This is a genomic window from Grylomicrobium aquisgranense (assembly GCF_033971865.1).
In the GTDB taxonomy this organism is placed as follows: Bacteria; Bacillota_I; Bacilli_A; order Erysipelotrichales; family Erysipelotrichaceae; genus Bulleidia; species Bulleidia massiliensis.
The window spans coordinates 1-11,997 of sequence record NZ_JALBUR010000045.1 but is presented as its reverse complement, the minus strand read 5'-3'; the positions used below and the strand labels follow the sequence as shown (position 1 = coordinate 11,997).

At 48.1% G+C, this 11,997-nt stretch carries 11 protein-coding genes; 6 read left to right on the top strand and 5 right to left on the bottom strand.

Going from position 1 to position 11,997, the window contains the following annotated elements:
* Positions 1-146 precede the first annotated feature (146 nt).
* The 3 genes from MOZ60_RS10650 to MOZ60_RS11595 all read right to left on the bottom strand — a co-directional run bounded on the left by MOZ60_RS10650 (position 147) and on the right by MOZ60_RS11595 (position 4,500).
* Positions 147-2,513: a phosphoketolase family protein gene (locus MOZ60_RS10650; RefSeq protein WP_370596662.1), complete on the bottom strand. Its 2,367-nt coding sequence runs from the start codon at positions 2,511-2,513 to the stop codon at positions 147-149.
* A 160-nt stretch (positions 2,514-2,673) separates the two neighbouring features.
* Positions 2,674-3,861: a metallophosphoesterase family protein gene (locus tag MOZ60_RS10645; protein WP_370596661.1), complete on the bottom strand. Its 1,188-nt coding sequence runs from the start codon at positions 3,859-3,861 to the stop codon at positions 2,674-2,676.
* Between the two features lie 246 nt (positions 3,862-4,107).
* A complete protein-coding gene (locus MOZ60_RS11595; protein WP_108774798.1) occupies positions 4,108-4,500 on the bottom strand; it encodes an InlB B-repeat-containing protein in 393 nt (130 codons plus the stop codon).
* Between MOZ60_RS11595 and MOZ60_RS10640 the strand changes: the two genes are divergently transcribed.
* The 6 genes from MOZ60_RS10640 to MOZ60_RS10615 all read left to right on the top strand — a co-directional run bounded on the left by MOZ60_RS10640 (position 4,495) and on the right by MOZ60_RS10615 (position 9,531).
* Positions 4,495-5,247 (top strand): hypothetical protein, encoded by a 753-nt coding sequence (locus MOZ60_RS10640; RefSeq protein WP_370596660.1) that lies wholly within the window; start codon positions 4,495-4,497, stop codon positions 5,245-5,247. The two genes, MOZ60_RS11595 and MOZ60_RS10640, sit on opposite strands and share 6 nt — an antisense overlap.
* A 32-nt stretch (positions 5,248-5,279) precedes the next feature.
* Positions 5,280-5,834: a flavin reductase family protein gene (locus MOZ60_RS10635; RefSeq protein ID WP_370596659.1), complete on the top strand. Its 555-nt coding sequence runs from the start codon at positions 5,280-5,282 to the stop codon at positions 5,832-5,834.
* Between the two features lie 194 nt (positions 5,835-6,028).
* Entirely contained in the window at positions 6,029-7,435 is a 1,407-nt protein-coding gene (locus tag MOZ60_RS10630) for an MATE family efflux transporter (RefSeq protein WP_370596658.1), read from the top strand.
* Positions 7,432-8,007, top strand: a complete 576-nt coding sequence (locus tag MOZ60_RS10625) for a cytidylate kinase-like family protein (RefSeq protein WP_370596657.1) — start codon at positions 7,432-7,434, stop codon at positions 8,005-8,007. The genes MOZ60_RS10630 and MOZ60_RS10625 overlap by 4 nt, the downstream gene beginning before the upstream one ends.
* Before the next feature lie 69 nt (positions 8,008-8,076).
* Positions 8,077-8,622, top strand: coding sequence for a phosphatase PAP2 family protein (locus tag MOZ60_RS10620; RefSeq protein WP_370596656.1), 546 nt, complete (start codon positions 8,077-8,079; stop codon positions 8,620-8,622).
* A 63-nt stretch (positions 8,623-8,685) separates the two neighbouring features.
* Positions 8,686-9,531: an HAD family hydrolase gene (locus tag MOZ60_RS10615; protein WP_370596655.1), complete on the top strand. Its 846-nt coding sequence runs from the start codon at positions 8,686-8,688 to the stop codon at positions 9,529-9,531.
* Positions 9,532-9,589: 58 nt separating this feature from the next.
* Here the strand turns inward: MOZ60_RS10615 and MOZ60_RS10610 are convergent, their stop codons facing one another.
* Positions 9,590-10,885 (bottom strand): C1 family peptidase, encoded by a 1,296-nt coding sequence (locus MOZ60_RS10610; RefSeq protein ID WP_370596654.1) that lies wholly within the window; start codon positions 10,883-10,885, stop codon positions 9,590-9,592.
* Between the two features lie 43 nt (positions 10,886-10,928).
* Positions 10,929-11,846: an alpha/beta hydrolase gene (locus MOZ60_RS10605; RefSeq protein ID WP_370596653.1), complete on the bottom strand. Its 918-nt coding sequence runs from the start codon at positions 11,844-11,846 to the stop codon at positions 10,929-10,931.
* Between the last annotated feature and the right edge of the window lie 151 nt (positions 11,847-11,997).

Below are 11,997 nucleotides of genomic sequence, written 5' to 3'. Positions count from 1 at the left end.
TCCTCTAAGAGCTGAACAAAAAAGAAGCTGAGTCCTGAAGAATAACATTATTATTCTTCATCCAGCTTCTTAACTTAACGGGTCAAAATCTCAATATCACTTTCATGAGCTTATCTTAATGACATTGGACTGATCTCTCCCCTGCATCAGCCTTTCTGCCACTTCCAATTGGCAACCTCTGGCAGATCCTGTCCGTATTCACGAATGTACTGACGGTGTTCCACCAGCTTGTTTTCCATCTTCTGGAACAGATGGGCTGTCTGATCATGGAACTTATCCTGCGGCAGACGCAGCAATACATCCTCAACCAGATGGAAGCGGTCAATATCATTCTGCACACGCATATCAAATGGTGTGGTGATCGTGCCCTCTTCCTTATAGCCGCGTACATGCAGGTTGCGGTTGTGACGGCGGTATGTCAGCTCATGAATCAGTGTCGGATAGCCATGGAAGGCAAAGATGATCGGCTTGTCGGTTGTAAACAGCATGTCATACTGGGCATCGGAAAGTCCATGCGGATGTTCCTGAGATGGTTGCAGTTTGAACAGGTCGACAACATTGATCACACGGATCTTGAGATCCGGCAGTTCTTTTCTCAGGATGGATACGGCAGCAAGTGTCTCCAGCGTCGGTGTATCACCGGCACAAGCCATGACCACATCCGGTTCACATCCCTTGTCATTGCTTGCCCAGTCAATGATGCCAAGACCCTGTGTGCACAGGTTGACTGCTTCTTCCATGGAGAACCACTGCGGACGCGGGTGCTTGGAGGCAATGACCACGTTGACATAGTTGCGGCTTCGCAGGCAGTGATCCATTGTACTCAACAGGCAGTTGGTATCCGCCGGCAGATAGATGCGCACCACATCAGCCTTCTTGTTTGCAATGTGGTCCATGAAGCCAGGATCCTGATGGGTGAAGCCATTGTGATCCTGCTGCCAGATATGAGATGTCAGGATGAAGTTCAGTGAGGCAATGTCCTGGCGCCATGGCAGCTGATTGCATACTTTGAGCCACTTGGCATGCTGGGCAGCCATAGAGTCGACAACTCTGACGAAGGCTTCATAGGAATCAAAGAAGCCATGTCTGCCTGTCAGCAGATAGCCTTCCAGCCAGCCCTCACACATATGCTCGGAAAGCATGCCATCCATGATTCTGCCATCTCTGGCCAGATGCTCATCCGTCGGCAGCATTTCTGCCTCCCACGGACGATTCTCTGCCTCAAAGGCATGGTTCAAACGGTTGGACATACCCTCATCCGGTGAAAAGATACGGAAATTGCGTGCTTTGTCATTTGCCTTGAAGATATCACGGACAAACTTGCCAAGTTCCATCATGTCCTGTGCTTCTGCAGAACCCGGTTCTTTCACATCCACCGCATAATCACGGAAGTCCGGCATGATCAGATCACGGAGAAGCTTGCCGCCATTGGCGTGCGGATTGGCTCCCAGACGGTGATCTCCAATCGGAGAAAGCGAGCGGATCTCATCCTTCAAGGTGCCATTTTCATCAAACAGTTCTTCCGGATGATAGCTCTTCAGCCAGTCCTCCAGGATATGCAGATGTTCTTCATCCTTGATTTCCACCGGTACCTGATGGGCATGGAAGCTGCCCTCAATCGGGACACCGTCCACCTTCTTCGGTGCGGTCCAGCCCTTTGGTGTACGCAGGACAATCATCGGCCAGAACGGACGGGTATCATCATGATTTTCACGGGCATTCTTCTGAATGGCACGAATCTCTTCGATGACTTTATCCATCGTCTCTGCCATCAGAGGGAACATCTTCTCAGGATCATCACCCTCAACAAAGTATGGCTTCCAGCCATAGCCATGCATTAACGATGTCAGCTCATCCTTGGAGATACGGGACAGAATGGTCGGATTGGAAATCTTGTAGCCATTCAAATGCAGGATCGGCAGCACCGCACCATCATGTTCCGGATTCAGGAACTTGTTGGAATGCCAGGAGGTAGCCAGCGGGCCTGTTTCAGCCTCGCCATCACCAACAATAACAGCCGCAATCAGATCCGGATTGTCAAACACAGCACCAAAGCCATGGGCTAAAGAATAGCCAAGCTCGCCGCCTTCATTGATGGAGCCAGGTGTTTCCGGAGCGCAGTGTGAAGGCACACCGCCCGGGAACGAGAACTGCTTGAACAATTTCTGCAGACCTTTCTCATCCTGGGTAATATTCGGATACACTTCAGAATATGTGCCATCCAGATAGTCATTGGCAATGTAGAAGTTGCCGCCATGACCAGGTCCGGACAAGAGAATCATATCCAGATCATACTTTTTGATGACACGGTTCAGATTGACCGTCACAAAGTTCTGGCCAGGCACCGTGCCCCAGTGGCCGACAATCTTCTTCTTCACATCCTTCATAGTCAAAGGACGCTTCAGCAGCGGATCATCCAGCAGATACAGCTGGGCCGCAGACAGATAATTCGCTGCCCGCCACCACTCCTGCATCCGATGCAGATATTCATTAGAATTAAAATCAGTACTCATGAGAATTTCTCCTTCGTGTCCTTTGATTATATCATTTTCTTATTACAACATTACAGCTATCACGAATAGTATGCATGCATGCCAAAAACATGCATATGCATGTCATACCAGTTCATCACGTATGTCTCATTCCAGGACAGCAGGCAGTGCCAAAAAACACTCATGCACCATCCTGCCACACAAATGACAGATGATTGGGATCTGCTGGTGGACTGGCAAGCAGATCATTCAGCCATGGTCCATAGTTGGTATCCGCCAGCTGTGCCTGCACAAGTGCCAATGCCGGATCGTCCCGAAACGTATCAGCCTGCGCTCCTAAACTCCCCTCTTTCAGTGCCGTAAAGATGTTCAGAAGCAGACTCTTCCCCTGTTCATACAGCGGATCACTCTTGGCATTCTTCAGCAATTCCTCAACCGTTGCCAGCTGATTGTCCACAGCCTGCTGATCAGCAGCTGCCATATCACTCACACACTGTTGAGAGCCATAGGCAGAAAAGTCAATTGGCTCCGTGGAAAAAGACACATCCTTTCCCATGATCGAAAGCACACCAAAGCAATGCGTATCCGTCAAAGGCATTCCACTGATGATCTCATGCAGAGAATCCTTCACCAGGATTGAGGGATGATGCTGATGGCCGGTAAGAGCCAACTGTACATGATACTTTACAAGCAGATCATACAGTCCTTCATTCTGGATATGATAGCTGGCATAGCGTTCATCATCAGCCTTATATAATACAGAACGGTGTGCCAGGAAGATGATCTTGTCATTGCGCAAAGACGCCTCTTTCAGCTTTTCCTTCAGCCACTTCATCGTCTCTTTGGAGAATTGTGGTATCCTGCCCTGATCAACCGCGCCATCATCCATCGCCAGCAATGTCACATCACCAATGCGGCGCACATAGCTCAGGGAAGAAGGATCCCTGTCTTCCATATCCAGCAAAGACGCATAGTTTTCCTCATACGTATCCGCATCTGAAAAGTCATAGTCGTGATTACCGGTTGTCATCACCACCGGAATACCGGCATCTCTGACCCGTTCCAGAATCGATGCCAAAGCCCTTTCATCATCCGGATTGCCTGTATTGGTATTATCACCGGTCAGGATGAATACATTGGGATGCTCCGCAATCACCTGACTGACAAAGGCCTCCATGAACTCACGTGAATACGGCTCTGCCGGTACAACTGTACTGGCAGAATCCGGATCCAGTGTAAAGTGCAGATCACTGGACACAATGGCAGTAAAGTCCGTTGTATCAGAGCTTTGATACACATCTTTCTTTGCCTGTGCACAGCCTGACAGTGTCATCGCCAAAATCATCAGAAACACAGTGATTCTTTTCATGAACTACATTATATATGGAAGAATAGGTGAGGAAATGCATGATGCTCACAGCATGTATCCTTCCTCCGGAAAGGCACGCTGTTACGCATTATTTAACGGGACTTTGACAGTTTGCTTTGAATAGAATTTCTCAAAGGGGCTGTAACGAATAAGATGATTTGACATAGTTAAGTCAAAGAATCTTGGCGTTGCAGCCACTTCTGCTCTATGCATGCAAGCTGTTATCTGGTTTCTGAATTATCTAACTTAACGAGGAAATTTCCTGCGGATAAACAGAGAAGAGACAATAGTTGCACCAAGCATAGCCAGCGACCCACCAAACATAACATACACTCCTGTCAGTATTGCCTCAACACCTGTCTGCGGACTGATTCTGTTACTGTCCGCATTCGAAGATGAAACATTAGAAGCGGCTGATGTTTCCCATCCTGCATACAGAGTCAGATTCTCTGTTACAGTATGGGAGAGATCATATTTCTGTGTGCAGGCAGAATCTGTATACCAGCTGGTAAAGGTATATCCCTGCACATTTGGATCAGCAGGTGCACTGATCTTACTGCCATAATTACTAGGAAGATCTGCAGTGATTTGAAGTATTGCTAAATCTGGTCTAGACTGAAGGCAGGAGATCCTATGCATACAAGAATACAAATCATCATGGCAGCCGCCTGTATCAGTGCTCTTTGCGGCTGTAAATCCACTGCTTCTTCCCCTTCCCCATCTGCTGTTCCTTCTGTCTCACCCTCTTCATCTGCAGCAGCCGTTTCACCAACGCCAGCTCCGTCTGCCTTTCCATCACAAACTGCGGTATCATCCAGTCTCATCAAAAGCTGGTCCAGCAAAGAGATCGCAGACGGCGGTACACACGTTTTATCAACGCCTGTCATCACAGATGTCAGTGCCTCGGATGATCAGATCACAATCCAATGGCAGCCTGTAACCAACGCATCCCAGTATGATATTTCCTGGGGCAGAGCAGACTTTCTGACAAGCGATCCATCGTTTACCTTTTCAACCGATGAAAGTACATGGCCTAATGACATGGTCGGTTCTGATCCCATCCACATACATATCGGTGCCACAAATGACCAAAATCAGGATTCTGCTTATACAGATGTGGAAATACAGGCATCCACAGGCACAATCACCTTTGCGTTCTATGACTATGACAACAAGGATGTCAAAGTTGGCCAAGCCAGTGTAGATACGTCATTTCCTGCAGGCGTCCAGACATTCACTGTGTATGGCAATACAGTCTGTGTGGGTCCCCTGCAGGTCACACAGGCACCAGACGACTGGTCGTTCCGCGGCAATTTCAGTTTTGCAACAGAGCCGATTCAGCCAGATCAAAACAATACTGTATCGATCTTTGTGACAAAGCAGTAATGGATCCAGAGAAAAAGAAAGGAAGAAATGTTATGAAAGAATTCAGTTCCAGCAAATCAGTCATTGTTCCAGAGGGTGTGTTTATCATTGGCACCTATGATGAAAATGGGGTCCCCAATGCCATGAATGCAGCCTGGGGACAGCAGAGCGACTATGGTGAGATCACCCTGTTCCTGGCCAAGCACAAAACAACTGAAAACATCAAGAAGACAAAGGCTTTCACTGTAGCCATGGCAACCAAAGACACTGTTGTGATTTCAGATTATTTTGGTGTGGAAACCGGCAATCATGTCAATAAGATTGAAAAAGCCGGTGTGCATGTTCATAAGAGTACCCATGTCAATGCACCGATCATTGAAGAATACCCGGTTACCCTGGAATGTGAACTCAAGTCATGGGATGATGAAACAGGCATTCTGGTCGGTAAGATTGTCAGCTCTCAAGTCGATGAAAAGGTGCTGACAGATGGCAGAGTGGATCTTGATAAGATGCAGCCGATCATGTTTGATATCAGTACCAGCACCTACCGTGTCATTGGTCCAATTGTCGGCAAAGCCTTCCATGATGGCCTTGTGCTGAAAAAATGATGGCTTGATGCATTTAAATCCTTCCTGTTTTCCCTATTTTGAAGCTTGACAAAATTGAGAATTGGCGGGAAACTCCTGAATGTTAACCAGACACGATACGATACCGGCTGATACGGCCGACACGATACAGTGTGCGCATTTTGCGTTCACTGTATTTTTTTCGATCTGTCTGGCTTGAAAGGGGATATTCATACATGGAAGAAAAAACAAATGCTTTTATGGAGACAGAGAGCGTCGGCAGACTGATGCGGAAGTTCTCTGTCCCCTGTATCATTTCACTGCTTGTCGCAGCACTGTATAACATCGTAGACCAGATCTTCATTGCCAATGCAAGCTACCTTGGCTCCTATGGAAACGCTGCCAATACAGTTGTCTTTCCACTGACTATTGTTGCCCTGGCCATTGCTGTCATGATCGGTGACGGTGCCTGTGCCTATGTCAGTATCTCACTTGGTGCCGGTGAACAGGAACGTGCCCACAAAACGGTAGGCAATGCCATTGTACTCTGCATCATTGCCAGCATCATTCTCACAGTCCTCTATCTGATTCTGCAGGAACCGTTACTGACATTGTTTGGCGGCAGAGTCAACGCAGACACATTCAGGAATGCCAAAGAATACTTCTTCTGGATCACCCTGGGCATCCCCTTCTACATGTTCGGTCAGGCCGTTAACTCCATTATCCGTTCAGATGGCTCCCCCAACTTTGCCATGGCAGCCACACTGGCTGGTGCGATAGCCAACATCATCCTGGATCCTGTTTTCATCTTCCCGATGCACATGGGCATGGCCGGTGCTGCCATCGCCACCGTCATGGGACAGATTCTGACAGCCATTCTTTCCATCTGGTACCTATTCCACATGAAAGCCATTCAGCTGCATAAAAACAGCTTCGGCCTTTGGGGAAGCCTGATGAAGAAATTCCTGTCTCTTGGCATCACAAGTTTCCTGTCCCAGATTTCACTCGTTGTTTCCATGGCCGTTGTCCAGAATGTATGCACAAAATACGGTGCCCTGGATCCGATCTTCTCCCAGGAGCAGTATGCACAGATCCCACTGGCAGTTCTTGGCATTGTCATGAAATTCTTCCAGATTGTCATTTCCATGGCCGTCGGCCTTGCGGCAGGCTGTATTCCGGTGGTTGGCTATAACATCGGCGCCAAGCGCAATGACCGTGCAAAGAAATTCTTCTCCTATCTGCTGACAGCAGAATTCCTGATCGGTCTGGCAGCCCTTGTCATCGTCGAAGTCTTCCCTGCCAATATCATCAATCTGTTTGGTGCAAGGAACGAAAGCGAATACTACCGTGACTTTGCCATCAGATGTTTCCGCATATACCTCTGCATGATGCCTCTGGCAACCGTTAACAAAGGCTCCTTCATCTTCCTGCAGGCAATGGGCAAGCCTGTTGAATCCACCATCATTTCCATGGTCAGAGAGATTGTGCTTGGTGTCTCCCTGCCGATCCTGCTGCCGCTGAAGTTCCAGCTGAACGGTCTGCTGTATTCCTTCCCGGCAGCCGATATTCTTACGTTTATCGTCGCATTATGTATTATCATACAGACATACAGAAAACTTGATAGAAAGGAGAAAATTGCATGAACAGAATCATTACCATCAGCCGTGAATTTGGCAGCGGCGGCCGCACCATTGGCAGACTGACCGCAAAAAAGCTTGGCATTCCGTGCTATGATGCCGAAATCATTCAGAAAATTGCGGCAGAAAGCGGCTATGCCGAAAGCTATCTCAAAGAGGACAGCGAAGACACGCCTGGCGGCTGGCTGGGTGCCGTCCTGGCCAACCGCCAGGCAGGCCCGACCAACCAGGATCTCATCTGGCAGATCCAGTGCAAGGTCATTCTCGATCTGGCCGAGAAATCACCATGTGTCATTGTCGGCAGATGTGCCGACTATGTCCTGAAAGACAAGGAAGACTGCCTGACTGTCTTCATCCATGCCAGCATGGAAAAGCGGGCAGAGCGCATTGTCAAGGAATATGGCGAGCGTCCGGAATCTCCTGAGCAAAGACTCAAAGACAAGGATAAGCGCAGAGCAGCCTATCACCGCTTCTATACCGACATGAAGTGGGGCCATGCCCAGAACTATGATATCTGCCTGAACTCTGGCAGACTTGGCATTGACAAGTGTGTCGACATCCTCACCAAACTGTACTGATTGATCCAGCCTGATGCATATCCATCAGGCTTTTCTTTGCCAATCCGCTACAATAATACCGGTAATATCATGCTTACATGGATTCAAAAGACAGACTGGATGATTCTGCACTTCATCCAGCACTATATGCGCTGTCCCTTTCTGGATTTTCTAATGCCGAAAATCACGATGCTTGGCAATGGCAGCCTGATCTGGTTACTGGCGGCTGTCCTTCTGTTTGCCTCAAAGAAATACCGGAAATACGGCATTGCATTGATGGCAGGAATTCTCTGTGGAAACCTTATCTGTGATGTCATTCTGAAGAATATCATCGCAAGACCCAGACCATGCTGGATCGAAAATGTAAATCTGCTCATCCATATGCCAAAAGATTATTCCTTTCCATCCGGCCATACCCTTACAGCAATCATCAGTGCCGTGATCATCACATGTGCCAATCACAGGTTTAGCTGGGCTGCCATTCCTCTTGCCATCCTGATCAGTTTCTCAAGACTGTATCTGTTTGTCCATTTTCCATCTGATGTACTGACATCTATCGTATTCGGAATCATCATCGGCCTGACTGCTGTATCTGTTGTCAGACGAACACCGAAACACACAGCAGATCAATCCTGATTTTGCCTGCAGGAAAATCATTTACAACCTCCATTTATCATTTGCCGGTTAAAATACTGACATATGGAAAAAACAGAACAGACAAAGATACAGTTATTCGCATGTGATCTGGATGGCACCCTGCTCAATGAGGATCATCTCACTGACAGGGCCTCACTGAACATGATTGCCAAAGTTTTTGACAGGGGCAGATATTTCAGTGCAGCTACAGGCAGATCCCTGCACAGGCATGAACTGGAACGGCTCGGCCTGCAGAATATCTATCGTGTATGCATGAATGGGGCCATGGTGATCAGCCCGGATAACAGTGTGATTGCCAGCCATCCTATCCCGCAGGATACAGTCGCCGATATACTTGAAGCATTCCCGGACAGCGAGATTGAATTCATCAGTGCAGAATGCACCCTGTCCAGAGGCACCATGGAAACCAAAATAGAAGAATTCAAACGGTTTGGCTTTCGCGAAACGCCCGGTTCGCCACTGCGTCTCAGGGATTTTGTGGAAGACTTCTGTTTCAATTGCAGTGATGCGCAGATTCTTTCATCGCCAATTTATAAGATTAATGCAAACTTTTGTACAGGGGATGAAGAGGAACGCATGAAAGCATTCCTGCGGGCGCATCAAAGTTCTCTGACCAATGCGCCAACGATTGCCGGCATGTTTGAGATCACCGCAGCTGGTGTAACCAAGGCACTGGGTGTTGCCAGACTGGCAGAACATCTTGGCATCAGGGAAGATGAGACAGCCGTGTATGGGGATGGCCTGAATGATCTGGAAATGCTGGAACACTTTGCCAACTCCTATGCCATGGCCAATGGCTGTGAAGAAGCCAAAGAGGCAGCCCATTATCAGATCGGCACCAACAAAGACCACGCCGTCGTATTTCACATTCTCGATGAACTTGGATGATAAAAACTTCCCCAGGGGGAAGCTTTTATTGAGATTTTTTCTTGTGCTTATGACGATCTTACATCCAGGGCAGATCCCACGGCTTCAATACCACAGGCTCTTTCTCCAGGTATTCTTTCTGTTCTTTGCTCAGGAAATCCTTGTGAATCGCCGCTTCAAAGACATAGGTTCTGAAATAATCTTCACTGCAGGCATAGATGCCGTCTTTTCCACTGTCTTTGCCCCAGGAGTTTTCAATCTTCCATCTGACCGGCTTACCATCTTCATCCAGATGCACGCCTAATAGAAGAACATTGTGGTTTGGTGAACTCTCACAAGTTTCCAGCAGGTCTTTCTTACTCATCGAAAGATCACCTGCTGCAGCGGAAAGCACATAGCTGTCCGGATCCAGGATTCCTTCTTCTCTGTCAATGAAGGCGCCCGCATCCAGGCCGATCCATACCGGCTTTCCTGCTTTCAGCTGGGCAATGCACAAACTCTCCAGTTCATCCATTTCCAGGTTTAATCTGACCCGGTTGTTTTCAGCCATATTGCCATTATCATGAGACACAATGCATACATGCATGGGTTCATAGGATGTTGGCTCACAGATCACATGGACATACTGGGAAAGATCAATGCCGGCATACTTCTGATAGAAAGTTAACGGAGTCAGAGCTTTCTCTTCGTGCATGTGATTATCTTTATCACGCCATGCATAATCAAAGCTTTCAACCGGCTGTCCAAACAGGATGCACTGCAGACGGTAGATCTGTGTCATAGCCTGTGCTTTGATGGCATTCCTGTCTTTCTTTTCAGCCTTGCGGATCTCTGCACCGTATTTTCTCAGGATACGGTTGGTCAATTGATCCGCAGTCTTTGTATGGCTGGAAGCCCATGTCTCCGGCATGACTTCCTTTGGTACAAGGCCGTACTTTGTCACAAGACCTCTGACCTGATCCCAGACATTGCCATCCCCAATACCGCGGAACAGATACTGCACCTGGCGTGAAGACAGCGGTTCATCGGCTGTTTCCATGGCCATATTCAGCCAGTTATTGGCCTTTTCCAGCTTGTCATAGAAGGCCAGATAGTTTTCTGAGAATTCAAACTGTTCGACATTCATCTTCTCTGCAGTGATCTCACGCAGGTAGTTGAGTGCAGAAAACATCCAGCATCTGCCGCTTTGTTTCTGGGCAGTGATGCCATGATGTGCCACCTCCACATTGAATGCCTGATGCAGCGATGCACTCTTTCTTGCATCCAGAGCCAATGTCATCAGATCCTCATGGCCTGCCATAACGGATAGCACATGATCCTGTTCTGTCAGTGAATCCGACAGTTTTTCAAGATATTCTTTGTCTAATACTTCCATTGCAATACCTCTTGTTTTCTTCTCAAGTGTACCGCAGATCGCATCATTCCGCCGAAAACAAAGCCGGCAATGCTGTATACAGATATCTTGTCGTGGCATGGGAGTTATGCTTTTCGCCATCCCCGATATGCCATGTTGTATTGCCAGTATCAGAGAAATCAAAGAGGTCTGTCTGTTTCAACGATTCCATCTGTCTGACCATCGTATCGTTGGCAAAGTCATCACTGCCAGTGGCTGCCCATACCCGGAAATCATCTTTGCCATATCCTTCTGCCTGAATTGTGTTTGTGATATATCCGGCGGGATCATTTCTCGCCTGATCATCTGCACCCCAGTACAAGGAGCCAGACATGGCAATGTATTTGGAAAAGAGGTCCATGCTGTCACACATGCGGTACCATGTTGTGACCGCACCCATGGAGAAACCGCCAAAGGCACGGTGCTCACGATCTTTGTACACACTGTATCTGGCCTCGACAGCTGGCATCAGATCATTTCTGAGCTCAGTGCCAAAGTTCTTTGTCAGTGCCGCATCATAGTCATCGTTATCATCTTCCTGGTTATCGGGATAATAGGAAATGCCCACAATGATCATCGGCTCCATCTTTCCATTCCGGATCAGATTATCAATCATGACCTTATCCTCACGGGGATCATCCGGTGTACCAAGGAACCTTGCGGCAGAGCCGCCCATGCCATGCATCAGAAACAACACATCATACTGCCTGCTGGCATCATAGCCATAGGGCACATAGACAATGGCATATTTCTGCATGTCACGGTTTTCACCCTTATAACCATAGGTATTGGTATCGTAGTACAGCATCTCCAGCGTTCCGGAATGTCCTGTGCGCATGGTGGCATAGAACGGCACTTTGGGCAGAGCAGAGGAACCACAGCCTGCCAGCAGTACCATCACCACTGTGATGATGGCAATCATTTCTTTTCTCAGTTTCCGCATTCTGTTTTCCTCCATATTGATCCAAATAGGGTAGAGTGAGCCGCGTTAGCGGCTCGACCCTCCCGTTGCACCGTACGTACGGTTTTCCGTATACGGCGCTACGTTTGTATTTACTTACGATTATTGAGGTAGTATTCCAACGGGTTGACCA